This is a genomic window from Mycobacterium sp. NGS16 (assembly GCF_059813225.1).
This window is the reverse complement of the sequence record NZ_JCALEE010000009.1, coordinates 76,390-93,685: the sequence shown is the minus strand read 5'-3', so window position 1 is coordinate 93,685 and position 17,296 is coordinate 76,390. Positions and strand designations below refer to the sequence as shown.

The 17,296-nt window shown below is 71.0% G+C and carries 17 protein-coding genes; 12 read left to right on the top strand and 5 right to left on the bottom strand.

Annotated features, from left to right (window positions below; genetic code table 11):
• Positions 1 to 40: 40 nt before the first annotated feature.
• Positions 41 to 265 carry a hypothetical protein gene (locus AC5Y4Q_RS18220; protein WP_499959872.1) on the bottom strand — a complete coding sequence of 75 codons (225 nt, stop codon included), beginning with the start codon at positions 263 to 265 and terminating at the stop codon, positions 41 to 43.
• 636 nt (positions 266 to 901) lie between these two features.
• Here AC5Y4Q_RS18220 and mihF point away from each other — a divergent pair.
• The 5 genes from mihF (at position 902) to metK (ending at position 4,835) form a co-directional block, all read left to right on the top strand.
• Positions 902 to 1,219 carry an integration host factor, actinobacterial type gene (gene mihF, locus AC5Y4Q_RS18215; RefSeq protein WP_003932123.1) on the top strand — a complete coding sequence of 106 codons (318 nt, stop codon included), beginning with the start codon at positions 902 to 904 and terminating at the stop codon, positions 1,217 to 1,219.
• Positions 1,220 to 1,226: 7 nt separating this feature from the next.
• Entirely contained in the window at positions 1,227 to 1,829 is a 603-nt protein-coding gene (gene gmk / locus AC5Y4Q_RS18210; RefSeq protein ID WP_064919948.1) for a guanylate kinase, read from the top strand.
• Positions 1,830 to 1,902: 73 nt separating this feature from the next.
• Positions 1,903 to 2,217: a DNA-directed RNA polymerase subunit omega gene (gene rpoZ / locus AC5Y4Q_RS18205; RefSeq protein WP_064919949.1), complete on the top strand. Its 315-nt coding sequence runs from the start codon at positions 1,903 to 1,905 to the stop codon at positions 2,215 to 2,217.
• Positions 2,218 to 2,239: 22 nt separating this feature from the next.
• Positions 2,240 to 3,490, top strand: coding sequence for a bifunctional phosphopantothenoylcysteine decarboxylase/phosphopantothenate--cysteine ligase CoaBC (coaBC, locus tag AC5Y4Q_RS18200; protein WP_499959869.1), 1,251 nt, complete (start codon positions 2,240 to 2,242; stop codon positions 3,488 to 3,490).
• Between the two features lie 133 nt (positions 3,491 to 3,623).
• Positions 3,624 to 4,835, top strand: coding sequence for a methionine adenosyltransferase (gene metK / locus AC5Y4Q_RS18195; protein WP_125225372.1), 1,212 nt, complete (start codon positions 3,624 to 3,626; stop codon positions 4,833 to 4,835).
• 172 nt (positions 4,836 to 5,007) lie between these two features.
• Here the strand turns inward: metK and AC5Y4Q_RS18190 are convergent, their stop codons facing one another.
• A complete protein-coding gene (locus tag AC5Y4Q_RS18190) occupies positions 5,008 to 5,394 on the bottom strand; it encodes a VOC family protein (RefSeq protein ID WP_064921507.1) in 387 nt (128 codons plus the stop codon).
• A gap of 6 nt (positions 5,395 to 5,400) precedes the next feature.
• Positions 5,401 to 6,348: an alpha/beta hydrolase gene (locus AC5Y4Q_RS18185; RefSeq protein WP_499959866.1), complete on the bottom strand. Its 948-nt coding sequence runs from the start codon at positions 6,346 to 6,348 to the stop codon at positions 5,401 to 5,403.
• Between AC5Y4Q_RS18185 and AC5Y4Q_RS18180 the strand changes: the two genes are divergently transcribed.
• The gene (locus AC5Y4Q_RS18180) at positions 6,347 to 7,069 is read left to right on the top strand and encodes a lysoplasmalogenase (RefSeq protein WP_064921505.1); all 723 of its coding nucleotides are present in this window, start codon (positions 6,347 to 6,349) and stop codon (positions 7,067 to 7,069) included. The genes AC5Y4Q_RS18185 and AC5Y4Q_RS18180 overlap by 2 nt on opposite strands.
• 13 nt (positions 7,070 to 7,082) lie before the next feature.
• On the opposite strand, the gene AC5Y4Q_RS18175 is transcribed toward AC5Y4Q_RS18180, so the two are convergent.
• Positions 7,083 to 8,435 (bottom strand): DUF4226 domain-containing protein, encoded by a 1,353-nt coding sequence (locus AC5Y4Q_RS18175; protein ID WP_064921504.1) that lies wholly within the window; start codon positions 8,433 to 8,435, stop codon positions 7,083 to 7,085.
• Positions 8,436 to 8,584: 149 nt separating this feature from the next.
• Between AC5Y4Q_RS18175 and AC5Y4Q_RS18170 the strand changes: the two genes are divergently transcribed.
• The gene (locus AC5Y4Q_RS18170) at positions 8,585 to 10,528 is read left to right on the top strand and encodes a primosomal protein N' (RefSeq protein WP_064921510.1); all 1,944 of its coding nucleotides are present in this window, start codon (positions 8,585 to 8,587) and stop codon (positions 10,526 to 10,528) included.
• 13 nt (positions 10,529 to 10,541) lie between these two features.
• On the opposite strand, the gene AC5Y4Q_RS18165 is transcribed toward AC5Y4Q_RS18170, so the two are convergent.
• Positions 10,542 to 11,525, bottom strand: coding sequence for an Acg family FMN-binding oxidoreductase (locus tag AC5Y4Q_RS18165; RefSeq protein ID WP_064921503.1), 984 nt, complete (start codon positions 11,523 to 11,525; stop codon positions 10,542 to 10,544).
• Between the two features lie 177 nt (positions 11,526 to 11,702).
• On the opposite strand from AC5Y4Q_RS18165, the gene AC5Y4Q_RS18160 reads away from it, so the two are divergent.
• The 5 genes from AC5Y4Q_RS18160 to ribD are packed head-to-tail and all read left to right on the top strand — an operon-like array spanning position 11,703 to position 17,295.
• Entirely contained in the window at positions 11,703 to 13,214 is a 1,512-nt protein-coding gene (locus AC5Y4Q_RS18160) for a bifunctional aminoglycoside phosphotransferase/ATP-binding protein (RefSeq protein WP_064921502.1), read from the top strand.
• A gap of 37 nt (positions 13,215 to 13,251) precedes the next feature.
• On the top strand, positions 13,252 to 14,193 hold the full coding sequence (gene fmt, locus AC5Y4Q_RS18155) for a methionyl-tRNA formyltransferase (protein ID WP_064921501.1): 942 nt from the start codon (positions 13,252 to 13,254) through the stop codon (positions 14,191 to 14,193).
• Positions 14,190 to 15,587 (top strand): RsmB/NOP family class I SAM-dependent RNA methyltransferase, encoded by a 1,398-nt coding sequence (locus AC5Y4Q_RS18150; RefSeq protein ID WP_499959863.1) that lies wholly within the window; start codon positions 14,190 to 14,192, stop codon positions 15,585 to 15,587. Before fmt ends, AC5Y4Q_RS18150 begins: the two co-directional genes overlap by 4 nt.
• Positions 15,588 to 15,604: 17 nt before the next feature.
• Positions 15,605 to 16,270, top strand: a complete 666-nt coding sequence (rpe, locus tag AC5Y4Q_RS18145; RefSeq protein WP_064921499.1) for a ribulose-phosphate 3-epimerase — start codon at positions 15,605 to 15,607, stop codon at positions 16,268 to 16,270.
• Entirely contained in the window at positions 16,267 to 17,295 is a 1,029-nt protein-coding gene (ribD, locus tag AC5Y4Q_RS18140; protein WP_499959861.1) for a bifunctional diaminohydroxyphosphoribosylaminopyrimidine deaminase/5-amino-6-(5-phosphoribosylamino)uracil reductase RibD, read from the top strand. Before rpe ends, ribD begins: the two co-directional genes overlap by 4 nt.
• The last annotated feature ends 1 nt before the right edge of the window (position 17,296 follow it).

The window sequence follows — 17,296 nt, the reverse complement described above, 5'->3', positions numbered from 1 at the left end:
CGGGCCACCGATACGGTGACCCGCCGCTGCGCGTCAAGAATCAGTGCGCGCCCGCGTGGGGGACGGCGATCTCCGGGTGCTTCTTGAGGTACTTGTCGAGCTTCTTCTGGTCGTGGTGGTTGAGCTTGACGCCGGGGGCCGGCTGGGGGGTCGGGGTCTCCTTGGTGGTGGCGATATCGGGTGCGGCGTTCGCCACACCGAGCAGGCCGGTCACGGCGACGCCCGCCGACAGCGCGGCGGCACACAGCACGCGTCGGATGCTCATGAAATCAACTCCCTTGACGTTCTCGCTGCCTCGATCCAATCGAGGGAACCCTCGAAGAGGCTGTCAATGCAATCCGGTCCGGCTGTGAAATGCCAACGGGCAGTGGGAGATACGATTTCCCTCAGAAATGCCTAGGGTGACGCGTGCCGGCGGCTTCGGTCCGATTGCGGTCGCTTCCCGCAGGTGTGGTAGTCGGTAGCGGTGGGATTGCGGCCGGCGCCGCGCCGCTTCGGTGCCGGCAACTACGTCCGGTAGCTGGGGTTGGTCGACACGCCCGACACGCCGTGAGGTGCGAATTCAATGCTGCCGGGGTCCCACCGGCCTGCACGGCGCCGCATACGGCCTTGTCCAGCAGGTTGCCCGGCCCACCCGGCCCCGACAAAAGACCAGCTAGAAGCAGGTTTTTGCGATCGGCGCGGGGTGGACGCGGCCGCTGGGGGACCGGTCGTCCGACCTTGGGCGACGCCGAGCGGATGGCCGTCCGCAGCCGCCGCACGCTGGGGATTTGTAGCCGGAAACGGGGGGTGGGGTTAGATTTCGTCAGACGGCGTGGGTACGGTCGTCGTCTCTGACGGGAGTACCCGGCCGAGACAAGAAGAACATCGACGTGGTCGATGATGACGAGACGGAGGAATCGTGGCCCTTCCCCAGTTGACCGACGAGCAGCGCGCCGCCGCGTTGGAGAAGGCGGCGGCCGCGCGTCGGGCCCGAGCGGAGCTCAAGGACCGGCTCAAGCGTGGCGGCACCAATCTCAAGCAGGTGCTCAAGGACGCCGAGACCGACGAGGTCCTGGGCAAGATGAAGGTCTCCGCGCTGCTGGAGGCGTTGCCGAAGGTCGGCAAGGTCAAGGCGCAGGAGATCATGACCGAGCTGGAGATCGCCCCCACCCGCCGGCTGCGCGGCCTGGGCGACCGGCAGCGCAAGGCGCTGCTGGAGAAGTTCGACTTCTCCTGACCTGTCGGTGAATGCCGGTGGAGGACCGGACAGCCGACCCACGGGGCGTGTGGTGGTGCTGTCCGGTCCATCCGCGGTCGGTAAGTCGAGCCTGGTCCGTTGCCTGCGGGAGCGGGTACCGGACCTGTATTTCAGCGTGTCGGCCACTACCCGGGCGCCGCGGCCCGGCGAGGTGGACGGGGTCGACTACCGGTTCGTGACGTCAGAGGAGTTCGAGCGGCTGATCGAATCGGACGCGCTGCTCGAGTGGGCCGACATCCACGGTGGCCTGCAGCGATCGGGTACCCCGGCCGCCCCGGTCGCCGAGGCGACCAGGTCCGGCCGGCCCGTCCTGATCGAGGTCGATCTGGCCGGGGCCCGAGCCATCAAGAAGGCCTTGCCGGAAGCCATCACCGTCTTCCTGGCCCCGCCGGACTGGGAGACGCTGCGGGCCCGGCTGGTCGGGCGTGGCACCGAATCCGCGGAGGTCATGGAACGCCGGCTGGCCACTGCGCGCACCGAGCTGGCGGCGCAGGGGGACTTCGACGCGGTCGTCGTCAACGCTCGATTGGAAACCGCCTGCTCAGAATTGGTATCCTTGCTGGTGGAGTCCGCACCAGGTCCGGCCTGACCCGGACCACCGTCAGCAGGCGTGACCGACCCACAGCCAGCCTCAGTCCTCAAATAGCCAGGAGAATGTCTTAGTGAGTACCGCACCGGCCGAGACGGCCACCGACACCGACGAGTTCGACCCGGCGTTGATCGGCGGTTACGACACGCCGCTCGGCATCACCAACCCGCCCATCGACGAGCTGCTGCAGCGGGCGTCGAGCAAGTACGCGCTGGTGATCTACGCGGCCAAGCGGGCTCGGCAGATCAACGACTACTACAACCAGCTCGGTGAGGGCATCCTCGAATACGTCGGGCCGCTGGTCGAGCCCGGCCTGCAGGAGAAGCCGCTGTCGATCGCGCTGCGCGAGATCCACGGCGACCTGCTCGAATACACCGAAGGCGAGTAGCAGAGGTTCGGGGCCGGTACCCGTGAACGCTAAGCGGATCGTCGTCGGCGTCTCCGGCGGCATCGCCGCCTACAAGGCGTGCACGGTGGTCCGCCAGCTGGCCGAGGCCGGCCACCAGGTGCAGGTGGTGCCGACCGAATCCGCACTGCAGTTCGTCGGGGCCGCCACCTTCGAGGCGCTCTCCGGTCAGCCGGTGCACACCGGCGTCTTCGACGATGTTCCGCAGGTCCCGCACGTCGCCATCGGCCAGCAGGCCGACCTGGTGGTGGTGGCGCCGGCCACCGCGGACCTGCTGGCCCGTGCGGTCGCCGGCCGCGCCGACGACCTGCTCACCGCCACCTTGCTCACCGCGCGCTGCCCGGTGTTGTTCGCCCCGGCGATGCACACCGAGATGTGGCAGCATCCGGCCACCGTCGCCAACGTCGCGACCCTGCGGGAACGCGGCGCGGTGGTGCTTGAACCCGCCTCGGGCCGGCTGACCGGCACCGACACCGGACCGGGCCGGCTGCCCGAGGCCGAGGAGATCAACACCTTCGCCTCGCTGCTGCTCGAGCGCGGCGACGCGCTGCCCTACGACCTGGCCGGGCGCAAGGTGCTGGTGACCGCCGGCGGCACCCGGGAGCCGATCGACCCGGTCCGGTTCATCGGCAACCGCAGCTCGGGCAAACAGGGCTATGCGGTGGCCCGGGTGGCCGCCCAGCGTGGCGCCGAGGTCACCCTGATCGCCGCCCACACCGCGGGGCTGATCGACCCGGCGGGTGTGCACGTGGTGCGGGTCAGCTCGGCCCAGCAGTTGCACGACGCGGTGACCAAACACGCCCCCGAGGCGCAGGTGCTGGTGATGGCCGCCGCCGTCGCCGACTTCCGCCCGGCCCGCATGGCGCCGGCCAAGATCAAGAAGGGTCCGGGGGAGGACGACGGGGCCCCCACCATCGACCTGATCCGCAACGACGACGTGCTGGCCGGCGCGGTGCGAGCACGCGATGAGGGGCAGCTGCCCAATATGGCCGCGATCGTCGGTTTCGCCGCCGAGACCGGCGATGAGAACGGCGACGTACTGTTTCACGCGCGGGCGAAACTGCGCCGCAAGGGTTGCGATCTGCTGGTGGTCAACGCCGTCGGGGACGGCCGCGCCTTCGAGGTGGACCACAACGACGGGTGGCTGCTGGCCGCCGACGGAACCGAGTCCGCGCTGGAGCCGGGTTCCAAGACACTGATGGCCAGTCGCATCGTCGACGCGGTCGCGGCATTCCTGCAGGGGCAGGACAGATGAGGACGCTGCTACGGTAGCGAGCCGGGGGTTGTGACGCAGGCGGGGGACAGCGCTCAGTCCGCAGAGGACACAGACGATATATTTTCCCGGCCTAACTTTTTACAGTGCGGAAGATGCACGGAAGGGTGACATTGTGAGCGAAAAGGGTCGGCTGTTCACCAGTGAGTCGGTGACCGAGGGACACCCCGACAAGATCTGTGACGCCATCAGCGACTCGGTGCTCGACGCACTGCTCGCCGACGACCCGCGGTCGCGGGTTGCGGTGGAAACCCTGGTCACCACCGGCCAGGTCCACGTGGTCGGGGAGGTGACGACCAACGCCCGGGAGGCGTTCGCCAACATCACCAACACCGTGCGTGAGCGCATCCTGGAGATCGGCTACGACTCGTCAGACAAGGGCTTCGACGGCGAGACCTGTGGCGTCAACATCGGCATCGGTGCACAGTCGCCCGACATCGCCCAGGGCGTCGACACCGCCCACGAAGCCCGCGTCGAAGGCGCGGCCGACCCGCTGGACTCCCAGGGCGCCGGCGACCAGGGCCTGATGTTCGGCTACGCGATCGCCGACACCCCGGAGCTGATGCCGTTGCCGATCGCGCTGGCCCACCGGCTGTCGCGGAAGCTGACCGAGGTGCGCAAGAACGGCACGCTGGACTACCTGCGCCCGGACGGCAAGACCCAGGTCACCATCGAGTACGAGGATGACGTCCCGACCCGGCTGGACACCGTGGTGATCTCCACCCAGCATGCCGAGGGCATCGACCTGGTCAACACCCTGGACCCCGACCTGCGCGAGCACGTCATCAACACCGTGCTGGCCGAACTCGCCCACGAGACGCTGGATTCCTCGTCGACCCGCATCCTGATCAACCCGACCGGCAAGTTCGTCGTCGGCGGGCCGATGGGTGACGCCGGCCTGACCGGCCGCAAGATCATCGTCGACACCTACGGCGGCTGGGCCCGGCACGGCGGCGGCGCCTTCTCCGGCAAGGACCCGTCGAAGGTGGACCGCTCGGCCGCCTACGCGATGCGCTGGGTTGCCAAGAACATCGTCGCCGCAGGCCTGGCGCAGCGCGTCGAGGTGCAGGTCGCCTACGCCATCGGCAAGGCCGCCCCGGTCGGTCTGTTCATCGAGACGTTCGGCACCGCCACCGTCGACCCGGTCAAGATCGAGAAGATCGTGCCCGAGGTCTTCGACCTGCGCCCGGGCGCGATCGTGCGCGATCTGGACCTGCTGCGCCCGATCTACGCGCCGACCGCGGCGTACGGTCACTTCGGCCGCACCGACATCGACCTGCCGTGGGAGCGGCTGGACAAGGTCGACGACCTCAAGCGCGCCATTTAGGTTGCCTCACCCCCGCCGAACGTGAAGGCAGCTTCACACTCGGCGCCGAACGTGAAACCAGCTTCACGTTCGGCGGTGGGCGGCAGCGGTCAGAAACCGTCGACGCAGTGCTCGGCTCCTCGTCGCTGCTACCGCTCGACGGTCGCGCGCCGAACAGCGGGCCGGTGCCGTGTTACGGCGAATCTGGCCGGCCGAGCCGCCACGGTGGATTCCGGCGGGCGTCCCCGGCGTGAAACAGGCACAGCGGGTGCCCGTCGGGATCACGCAGCCTGGCCTCTCGCCACAGCCAGGGCATGTCGGTGGGCGGCTGGCTGAACTCGACCACGTCGCGCAGGCGCCGGTATTCGCCGTCGACGTCGTCGGTTTCGAAGTAGATCGTCACCTGCTCGTCGGCCGGCACCGTAGTGACCCGTTCCACCGAAAAGGTGCTGTCCCCGGCCGGGCACTCGAACCGCAGGTAATCGTCAGTCTTGACGATCAGCCGCAGACCCAGCAGCCGGTAGAACCGCTCCGACCGGTCGATGTCGGTGCAGCCGAGGGTGACCTGGTTCAGCCGCATCGGATATCAACCGTGCAGGGCCGCTTTCAGCGCCGCCAGCCCGCGGTCGGTGGCCTCGGTAGCCGCCGGGATCACCCCGGCATAGCCTAGGTAGCCGTGCACCAGCGTGGTGGCGTTGTGCACCTGCACCGGCACCCCGGCCGCGGAGAGCAGCTCGCCGTAGCGGATGCCGTCGTCGCGCAACGGGTCGTGGCCGGCCACCGCAATGTAGGCCGGCGGCAGGCCGGCCAGATTCGCGGCACGCGCGGGGGCCAGCGTCGGCGGCGGATCGCTCAGGTCCACGCCGGCGGCATAGGCCAGCGTCAGCGCGGCGATCGCGTCACGGTCGATGATCGGTGCGTCGGCGTTCTCGCTGAACGACGGCAACGTGATGTCGTAGGTGGTGGCCGGGTACCACAGCAGCTGAAAGCAGATCGCCGGCCCGCCGGCGTCGCGGGCCAGTTGAGCCACCACCGCAGCCAGGTTGCCGCCGGCCGAATCCCCGGCCACCGCCAGCCGGGCCGGGTCCACGCCCAGTTCGGCGGCGTGCGCTGCCACCCACTCGGTGGCCGCCAGGGCGTCCTGCACGGCAGCGGGGAATGGGTGCTCGGGCGCCAACCGGTAGTCCACCGACACCACGACCGCGTCGGCGTCGACCGCGTGCTGGCGGGCGGTGCCGTCGTGGGTGTCGAGGTCGCCGGCGACGAAACCGCCGCCGTGGAAGAACACCACCACGGCTGCGGGGCCGTTGCCCGCGCTCGGTGGCCGGTAGATACGCACCGGCAGGTTCCCGGCCGGGCCGTCGATGACCCGGTCCTCGCTGGGCAGGTCGGGGTAGACCGGCCGGCGTGGCAGGTCACGCATCTGGCGGCGCGCCGCCTCGACACCGTCGGCAAGTGTGAGTCGGAAGGGGACGGCGTCCAGTACCTTCAGCACTATGGGATCGATAGCGGAGTCATCCTCGGTGAGCGGCATGAGAACACCGTACGCAACGCGGCTGGTCCCCACCGCCTGGGCCGCGGCCGGTTGGGTCGGTGCGGGCTACGGCGTCTTTCTGACCGTGCTGGCGTTGCGGTCAGCGCCGGGGGAGGCGTTGACGGGGCACTGGATCGGCCAACCGGCGTTCAAGGCGGCGATGGCGGTGCTGCTGGCCGTTGCCGCGGCCGCGCACCCGATCCTGCGCGAGGCGCGCTGGCTGATCCCCGCGCTGATCTTGTCGGCGGCCGGCGACTGGTTGCTGGCCATCCCGTGGTGGGAGCCGTCGTTCGTGGCCGGGCTGACGGCATTTCTGTTGGCGCACTTGTGTTTTCTGGGGGCGCTGGTTCCGCTGGCAGCGGTGTCGCGAAGCAGGCTCCTCGGGGTGGGCTTGATCGCGGTGAGCTGCCTGGCTCTGCTGGTGTGGTTCTGGCCCGGCCTGGTCCGCGAACAGATGACGGTGCCGGTGACCGTCTACGTCGTGGTGCTCGGTGCCATGGTGTGCGCAGCTCTGCTGGCGAAGCTGCCCACCCGTTGGACCGCGGTGGGCGCGGTGCTGTTCGCGGTGTCGGACGCCATGATCGCGATCAGCCGGTTCGTGCTGGGCAACGAGGTGTTGGCCGTGCCGATCTGGTGGGCCTATGCCGCGGCGCAACTGCTCATCACGGCCGGTTTCTTCTTCGGCCGGTCGCAGCGGGCCGAACAGACAGCCGCTGGCTGAAACCCACTGGCGGTCAATGCCGGTGGCCTCCGGTGCCCGGACGCAGCCGTTCGGGGTCGAATGCGGGAAGCCGACGACGGTGCGGTGCGGTCATGTGGTCGTGTGCCAGCGCGTCGCCGTGGCCCGAGGCGATATCGCCGATGCTGAACAGCGATTCGGTGCCCGGTGCGAAGTAGGAGCTGTGGTCGGCCATCGGCCAGGACAGGCCAGGGGCCTCGGCTTTGAACCGAGTCGAGCCGTAGCCGTCGGCGGCCGGATCACGGCCGAGCCCGACGGTGGCCGCCGTTCCGGGCAGCGGCAGTTGCGGTTCACCGGCGAATCCGGTGATCGGGTCCGAGGATGCCGCACCCACATACACATGCCCTGTCGCCGGCAGGTGAAAATCCTTGGCGCTGCGCGCCAGGTCGGTTCCGGGCGAACCGACGAGCACCACGTCGTCGGCCCGCATCCCGAAGCCGGCCGCGGCGTCGGCCACCGTCGTCGAACCGTACGAATGCCCGATCACCGTGATATGCGCCGCGCCGCGGTGCGCCGCCCGCAGGGCGTTGACGTCGGCGGCCAGCAGGCGGCCGCCGGCTCGCGCTGAATCCGGTTGTGCCACCGCGGGATCCAACAGGCTGTCCGGGGCGCGGTAGCCCATCCACACAACGACCGAATTCGATCGAGTGGGATCGGCACGGGCGACCTCACGGTAGAGGTTCACCCCGTCCGGGTGCGACAGGTAGCCGTCGCGGACGCTGCTGTGCGCCCCCGGTACCAGCACAGTGGTGTTGTCGGCGGTGTCGGGATCGCCGATCGCGATGGCGGCCCGGCCCCGGCCACCGAACGCGGCCGGGTCATAACTGATCAGCAGCACCGGGCCGTGAGCGGCGTTGACCCCAAGCGCATCCCGGACCCGGAGCGCGTTGTCGTAGCGGATCATCTCGGCGGCGCTGATCGCCTCGGCGGCGTTCTCCACCCGGCTGATGTCGTCGGCGAGCAGCTGCCGGTTGAGCCGATCGCGATCCTTGGCTGCGACGCGATAGCCGTCGCCGACTGAGCGCAGCCGCGCGGTACGGGCCCGGTTGTCCGCGACGGCGTCGGCGACGACCCGGCGGATGTCGCGGGTCTTGGCGGCCAGAAAGAGCTGGAACTGGCGGGCGCCGGCCGGGGTGTCCAAGGCCGCCCGGCGCGGATCGCCCAGCACCTCGCGAATCTCGGCGCCGATGGCGTCCAGACGCCGCCGGCCCTCGTGGAGTTGATCGACCGCGCCGCGCAGCGTCACCGACAGCAGCTGATCGGTTGGCGCCGCGGCCTGCTGCCGGCAGACCAGTGATGCTTCGCGGGCGCGCGCCGCCGCCGCATGCGCCCCACGCTCCTCGGGCATACCGCCGCAAGGTAATTGCGCGCCGATAACGGTGCGGTCGCCGATCCACAGACCGCCCGGCTTGTGAACCAGCGGCTGCCGCGGTCGGCGGAGTCTGCTACACCTGCGTGGTGAGCGTTGACAGCGAGCCCATCGCCCGGGTGCTGCCGATGCTCTCGGTGCCGCACCTAGATCGCGAGTTCGACTATCTGGTCGCCCCGGAGCAGTCCGAGGACGCCCAGCCCGGAGCACGGGTGCGGGTGCGCTTCCACGGCCGGCTGGTCGACGCCTTCATCTGGGAGCGCCGCGCCGATACCGACCATGCCGGGCGGCTGGGCCGGTTGGAGCGGGTGATCTCGGCCGAACCGGTGCTCACCGCCGAGGTCCGCCGGCTGGTGGAGGCGGTCGCAGCCCGTTACTGCGGCAGCCGGGCCGACGTGTTGCGGCTGGCGGTACCGCCGCGGCACGCCCGGGTAGAACGCGAGGCGGTGCCACCGGTGCCGGCCCCCGTGCTCGCACCGGTCGATCCGGCCGGCTGGCAGCGCTACCGGGCGGGCGGACCGTTCCTGGCGGCGCTCGGGGAGGGCCGCGCGGCGCGTGCGGTGTGGCAGGTGCTGCCGGGCGATTCGTGGGCCGACCGGTTCGTCGAGGCTGCTGCACAGACGATTCGAGCCGGACGCACGGCCCTAGCGATCGTGCCCGACCAACGCGACATCGACGCCTTGTGCCGGACCGCAACGGCCCGGATCGACGAGTCCGCGGTCGTCGCGTTATCGGCCGGCCTGGGGCCGGCCACCCGGTACCGACGCTGGTTATCAGTACTGCGCGGCGGGGCCCGGCTGGTGATCGGCACCCGCAGTGCGGTGTTCGCCCCGCTGGCCGACCTGGGACTGGTCATGGTCTTCGACGACGGCGATGACAGTCTCGCTGAGCCACGAGCGCCCTACCCGCACGCCCGCGAGGTGGCGATGCTGCGCGTGCACCTGGCGGGCTGCGCCGCACTGATCGGTGGGTACACGCGCACCGCCGAAGCACACGCGCTGGTACGGGCCGGGTGGGCGCACGACCTCGTGGCGCCGCGGACGGTGCTGCGGGCGGCAGCGCCGCGGGTGGTGGCCCTCGATGACACCGGATACGCCGAGGAGCGTGACGCCGCCGCACGCACCGCCCGATTGCCCTCGGTCGCGCTGCAGAGCGCGCGCAGCGCGCTGGCCGCCGGTGCACCGGTGCTGGTGCAGGTGCCGCGGCGCGGGTATGTGCCGTCGCTGGCGTGCGGACGCTGCCGCACCATCGCCCGATGCCGGCACTGCACCGGCCCGCTGTCGCTGCCGGACCGCGGCGGTGCCGCCGTCTGCCGCTGGTGCGGCCGGGTCGACCCGGCGCTACGGTGCGCGCGCTGCGGCTCGGATGCCGTGCGGGCGGTGGTCGTCGGCGCCCGCCGCACCGCCGAAGAACTCGGCCGCGCCTTCCCGGGCACCGCGGTCGTCACCTCCGCCGGCGAGACCATCGTCGATCGCACCGCCGACGGCCCCGCCCTGGTGATCGCCACGCCCGGCGCCGAGCCGCGGGCCCCGCAGGGATACGGAGCGGCGCTGCTCCTGGACAGCTGGGCGCTGCTGGGCCGGCAGGACCTGCGTGCCGCCGAGGACACGTTGCGACGCTGGATGGCGGCGGCGGCGCTGGTACGTGACCGTGACGCGGGCGGGGTGGTAACGGTCGTCGCCGACTCGTCGATCCCGACCGTGCAGGCCCTCATCCGGTGGGATCCGGTCGGCCACGCCGAGGCCGAGCTGGCCACGCGCACGGAAGTCGGGTTGCCGCCGGCGGTGCACATGGCCGCCCTCGACGGCGACCCGGAGTCGGTGACCGCGCTCCTGGAGCAGGCACGGCTGCCCGACGGCGCTGACGTGCTCGGCCCGGTGCCGCTGCCGCCGGGGGTGCGGCGCCCGGCCGGTGTCCCGGACGAACTACCGGTGATCCGGATGCTGGCCCGGGTCGGCCGCGATCATGGCCTGGCGCTCTCGGCGGCACTGCGCCACGGCATCGGGGTGCTCAGCGCCCGCGGGTCGCACCATCCGGTGCGGGTACAGATCGACCCGCTGCATATCGGCTGACCGCCGCCGGCCGCTACCCGCCGGTTATCTCCAGGACGTCCTCGAGCGGGCGGCGCGGGGTGGCCGGTGGTGGTTCGTCGGTTGCGGGCGCGTGCCCGATCCGGATCAACACCTGTGGTACCGCGTTGCCGCCCACCAGCGTCTCGACGATCTCCCGGGACACCTGAACTTCGGTGAGGTGGGTCAGCGGGCAGGTGGCCAGGCCGGCCATCGTGCATTCCAGCAGAACCGCCGAGAGTGCTTCGCCGGTCGTCAGCGCGGCGGCGCGGGAATCGCTCCCGGTCGACAGCACCACGATCGTCGCCTGGTCCTGCTGGATCCGAACTCGTCGTTCCGGGTGGTGGGCGGCCGGAAACGCGCGGCCCACATCGACCCGGCTACCTTCATCGGCCGACGCCAACGCGCTGTAGGGAATGCCCGCGGATTCGGCGAACGGCACTGTCCACCGGCGTAACTCGGCGTGGTAAGCCGAATCGTAGAGCCGCAAGGACTCCGCGAGTTGTGATGCTTGCACCAGGCGGGGCCGGGCGTCCTCAGGCAGTACATCCAGGCGTACGTCGTGCTGGCCGAGGCGGTTGCGCAGCACCGGTTCGAACAGTTGCCAGTCCGTCGGAGACTGCATCGGTAGGCGGTCGCTGTGGCGCTGCCAGATCGCTGCTGCCTGACGGCGGTGACCGTCGGTGACGTACTCCATCCGAGCGAATCGAATCGACGCCAGATGATTGAGATCGTTGGGATTGGGGAACCGCTCGATGCCGGCGCGCAGGCCGGTGGCGCACATGGCCACCCGAAGGTGGTCCAGCGCCGCACCGCAACCGATGATCGCCTCACGCCCGGCCCGGTCGGTTGGCAGCACCCGGCCCGGGTCGAGGAACAACTGCAGCGCAGCACCGTCGAACACCCACCGCCACGGCTGGATGTTGTGCAGCGACGGGGCACGGCATGCCGCCCGCACCGCATCCTTGACGGTCTCGGTCTCCACCATCGGGGCAGACATCCTGGCCTCCGATCTCTAACTGCCTTCCATGATTGCTCGACTCCCAAGCCGACGGAAGGGCCGTTAGCACTTCGGGCCGCGCCATTGGGCCCGCGACCGGCCCCTTTCCCACGGGTCTGCCGCCGTTACCAGCCGGCCCGCTCGGTGACCTGGCCGCGAGGGTGAACACTGGACGGCATGGATTTCGCGACACACGGCGACGCGGACGCGCCGCAAGCGGCGCCCTACATCCAGGCCTATGAAACGCACACCGGCGTGGTGGTGGTGGCCGGCGAACGGGCCTTCAAGGCCAAGAAGCCGGTGCAGACCGACTTCCTCGATTTCCGGGCGGCCGCGCAGCGTGAGCAGGCGTGCGCGCGCGAAGTAGAGCTGAACAGCCGACTCTCCCCGGACAGCTATTTCGGGATCGCGCATCTAAGTGACCCCGCCGGCGCCGCTTCCGAACCGATCATCGTGATGCGCCGCTATCACGACGAGGATCGCCTCGCTTCGATGGTGAAGCGTGGTGAGCCCGTCGAGCACGTGCTCGACAGCATCGCGGCCCTGCTGGCCGATTTTCATCAGCGAGCCGAACGCGGCCCCCGCATCAGCCTGCAGGGCACGCCCGAGGCGATCCGGCGGCGCTGGGATGACAATTTCCCCACCCTGCAACGTCACGCCGACACCGCGGTGCCGTCCGAGACCGTGCGGCGTGTGCAGGCGCTGGCCGCCGAATACGTTGCCGGCCGGGCCTGTTTGTTCGCCCAGCGGGTCGAGCAGGGGCGCATCGTCGACGGCCATGCCGACCTGCTCGCCGACGATATCTTCTGGGCCGACAACCAGCCGGTGCTACTCGACTGCCTGGAGTTCAGCGACGAGTTGCGCTACATCGACGGCATCGATGACGCCGCCTTCCTTGCGATGGATCTGGAATTCCTCGGACGCAAGGACCTTGGCGACACCTTTCTGGACAGCTACGCCGCGCATGCGGGCGACACCGCGCCGTCGTCACTGCGGGATTTCTATCTCGCCTACCGGGCGGTGGTGCGAGCCAAAGTGGACTGCGTACGGCTGACGCAGCGCAGAGCGGGGGCCGAGGCGGCCGCGGCCGCCCACCTGGACATCGCCCTGCGCCATTTGGAGAACGGCGCGGTTCGGCTGGTGCTCGTCGGTGGCGGTCCTGGAACCGGAAAGTCGACGCTGGCCCGAAAGCTGGCCGAACAGGTGGGGGCGGTGGTGCTGTCCACCGACGATGTGCGTCAGGAGCTGCGCAGCTCCGGGCGGCTCAGCGGCGAGCCGGGCAGCCTCGGCGCGGGTCTGTATGCCCCGGCCAACGTCGCAGCCGTCTACGAGGCGATGCTGCATCGGGCGGGTCGGTACCTGGACGGTGGCCAGTCGGTCATCCTCGACGGCACCTGGCGCGACGCGAAGATCCGTGCCGATGCCCACCGCCTGGCCGTCGCCAAACACGCAGCGGTGGCTGAGATCCGCTGTGCGGTACCGGCTGATGTCGCCGCCGACCGGATCAGGAACCGGGCGCCGGGCAACTCCGACGCGACACCGCAGATCGCGGCCGCGCTCTCCGCCCAAGACTTCCAGTGGGACACCGCGCAGCGCATCGACACCGCGCAACCACTGGACCAGAGCGTGCGGACAGCCCACGAGCTGTGGCGCGGCATGATCCAGGCCCGCGATGAGGGCGTGCGGTAGCGGTCGCGGCGCCCTGCCGCTTCCTTAAACTGTCCCGGTGCGCATCGTCTTCGCCGGCACCCCGGACACCGCGTTGCCGTCGTTGCGACGGCTGATCGACTCGCCGCGCCACGAGGTGGTCGCGGTACTGACTCGCCCCGATGCGGCATCCGGGCGGCGGGGGCACCTGCAGCCGTCTCCAGTGGCGCGCTTCGCCCTCGACCACGACATCCCGGTGCTGCGGCCGGACAAGCCGAACTCGGCCGAGTTCGTCGCCGAGCTGGCCGAACTCGCGCCGGAGTGCTGCCCGGTGGTCGCCTACGGGGCGTTGCTGCGCGACGGCTTGTTGGCGCTACCGCGGCACGGCTGGGTCAATCTGCATTTCTCGCTACTGCCGGCCTGGCGGGGTGCCGGGCCGGTGCAGGCGGCCATCGCCGCCGGTGACGAGGTGACCGGTGCGACGACGTTTCGGATCGAGCCGGAACTGGATTCCGGGCCGGTATACGGGGTCGTCACCGAGACGATCCGGCCCGATGACACCGCCGGTGAGCTGCTCGGGCGGTTGGCGGTCTCGGGTGCCGAACTGCTGGCGGCCACCCTCGACGGGATCGCCGACGGGGCGCTGAACGCGGTGCCGCAATCGCGGGAGGGGGTCAGCTACGCGCCGAAGATCAGCGTCGACGACGCCCGGGTGCGCTGGGAGCTGCCCGCTGCCGTGATCGAGCGCCGCATCCGGGCCGTCACCCCGGCACCCGGAGCCTGGACGGTGATCGGTGACCTGCGCGTCAAACTCGGCCCGGTGGCCATCGCCGACTCCGCTGATGACGGTCCAAAAGACCTGTCGCCCGGGGTCATTCAGATCGACCGACGCAGCGTGTGGGTCGGCACCGGATCGGTGCCGGTCCGGTTGGGGCAGGTTCAGCCGCCCGGGAAGAAACCGATGAACGCCGCCGACTGGGCGCGCGGCGCCCGGCTCGACTCGACCGTGCGCGCGTCATGACCCGCCCGCCGCGTCGTCCGCAGCGGCCCGCCGGCGGGCCGCGCCCACCGCGTCGTAAACCTCTGGATCCGGCGCGGCGCGCCGCCTTCGACGTGCTGCAGGCGGTCTCGCAGCGAGACGCCTACGCCAACCTGGCGCTGCCGGCGTTGTTGTCCGAACGCGGAATCACCGGCCGCGACGCGGCTTTCGCCACCGAGCTGACCTATGGAACCTGCCGGGTCCGCGGACTGCTCGACGCGATCATCGGAGCGGCGGCGCAGCGTTCACCCGATGCGATCAACCCGGTGCTGCTGGACCTGCTGCGGCTGGGCAGCTACCAGCTGCTGCGCACCCGGGTCGACGCGCATGCCGCAGTGTCCACCACGGTCGAACAGGCGGCCATCGAATTCGACTCGGCACGAGCAGGTTTCGTCAACGGCGTACTGCGTACCATCAGCACCCGCGACGAAGCGTCCTGGACCGCGGAGCTGGCCCCGGATGCGGCCACCGATCCCATCGGCCACGCAGCGTTCACCCGCGCGCACCCGCGCTGGATCGCGCAGGCCTTCGCCGATGCGCTGGGACCGGCCGCCGGGGAACTCGACGCGGTGTTGGCCGGCGACGACGAGCGTCCTCAGGTGCACCTGGCCGCCCGGCCCGGCGTCCTGACCGCCGCCGAGCTGGCCGCCGCCGTGGACGGCACCGCGGGCCGGTATTCGCCGTATGCGGTGTATCTGTCCGGCGGCGACCCGGGGCGGCTGCCGCCGGTACGCGGCGGCCAAGCCCTGGTCCAGGACGAGGGCAGTCAATTGGTGGCCCGCGCATGCGCGCTGGCCCCGGTGGACGGCGACACCGGGCGGTGGCTGGACCTGTGTGCCGGGCCGGGCGGCAAGACCGCACTGCTGGCGGCGCTGGCAGCCGAGACCGGGGCCCGGGTGACCGCCGTGGAGCAGGCGCCCCAGCGCGCCGCGCTGGTCGCGGAGAACACCCGCGGCCTCGACGTGCAGGTGCTGACCGCCGACGGCCGCGACACCGGACTCCAACCCGGCTTCGACCGGGTGCTGGTCGACGTGCCCTGCACCGGTCTGGGCGCGCTGCGACGCCGCCCCGAAGCGCGGTGGCGCCGCCAGCCCGCCGACATTCCGGAGCTGGCGAAACTGCAGCGCGAACTGCTGTCCGCGGCGATCACGTTGACCCGGCCCGGGGGCGTGGTGCTGTATGCGACGTGCTCGCCGCACCTGGCCGAAACGGTCGGCGTGGTGGCCGATGCGCTGCGGCGGCACCCGGTGACCGCCCTGGACACCCGGCCGCTGTTCGCACCGGCCGATCAGCTCGGGGACGGCCCGCACGTGCAGCTGTGGCCGCACCGGCACGGCACCGACGCCATGTTCGCCGCGGCGCTGCAAGTAGGCTGAGGCTCGTGTCACGACCCATGATCGCCCCGTCGATCCTGTCGGCGGACTTCGCCCGGCTCGCCGAGGAGGCCGCCGCCGTCAAGGGCGCGGACTGGCTGCACGTCGACGTGATGGACGCCCACTTCGTGCCCAATCTGACGATCGGCCTGCCGGTGGTGGAAAGTCTGCTCAAGGCCACCGACATCCCGATGGACTGCCATCTGATGATCGAGGACCCGGGCCGCTGGGCGCCGCCGTACGCCGAAGCCGGCGCCCACAACGTCACCTTCCACGCCGAGGCCACCGACAACCCGATCGCGGTGGCCCGCGACATCCGGGCCGCCGGCGCCAAAGCCGGCCTCAGCATCAAACCGGGCACCCCGCTGGAGCCCTACCTGGAGATCCTGCGCGACTTCGACACCCTGCTGGTGATGTCGGTGGAGCCCGGTTTCGGCGGACAGTCCTTCATCCCCGAGGTGCTCGGCAAAGTGCGTGCGGTCCGCAAGCTGGTCGACGCCGGGGAGTTGAGCATCCTGGTGGAGATCGACGGCGGCATCAACACCGACACCGTCGAACAGGCCGCCGAGGCCGGCGTGGACTGCTTCGTCGCCGGCTCGGCCGTCTACAGCGCCGAGGACCCGGCCGCTGCGGTGGAATCGCTGCGCCGCCAAGCCCTCACCGCGTCGCCGCATCTGCGCGCATGAGCACCAAGCCGGCCACCGACGCCGCCGGCCACGATGCCGCGATGCTGCTCGCCATCGAGCAGGCGCAGCGGGTCAAGGGCAAGACCTATCCCAACCCGCCGGTGGGCGCGGTTGTCCTCGACCGGGACGGGCGGGTGGTCGGCGTCGGCGGCACCGGCCCGACCGGGGAGGCCCACGCCGAGGTGGTGGCGCTGCGCCGCGCCGGTGAGCTGGCCGCCGGAGGCACGGTGGTCGTCACGCTGGAGCCCTGCAATCACCACGGCCGCACCCCGCCGTGCGTGGACGCCCTGCTGGCCGCCGGGGTGGCCCGGGTGGCCTACGCCGTCGACGACCCCAACCCGGAGGCGGCGGGCGGGGCGGCGCGACTGGCCGCGGCCGGGCTCGAGGTGCTCGCCGGCGTGCAGGCCGACGCGGTGCGCGCCGGGCCGCTGCGGGAATGGCTGCACAAACAGCGCACCGGCTTACCGCACGTCACCTGGAAGTACGCCACCAGCATCGACGGCCGCAGCGCGGCTGCCGACGGATCCAGCCAGTGGATCACCAGCGAGGCCGCCCGGGCCGATCTGCACCGCCGCCGCGCCGCCGCCGACGCCATCGTGGTCGGCACCGGCACGGTGCTCGTCGACGATCCGACGCTGACCGCCCGGCTGCCCGACGGCACCCTGGCCGACCGGCAGCCGCTGCGGGTGGTGGTGGGGCAGCGGGAGATCTCCGCCGACGCGCATGTGCTCAACGATGATTCGCGCACCATGGTGATTCGGACCCATGACCCGGCCGAGGTGCTGCGGGCGCTCTCGGACCGCACCGACGTGCTCCTGGAGGGCGGGCCCACGCTGGCCGGCGCGTTTCTGCGGGCCGGGGCGATCGACCGCATCCTGGCCTATGTGGCGCCGATCCTGCTCGGCGGGCCGATCACCGCCGTCGACGACGTCGGGGTGCCCAGCATCGCCCGGGCGCTGCGCTGGCGCTACGACTCGGTGGAGCCGATCGGCCCGGACCTGCTGCTGTCGCTGGTCCCCAACTGAG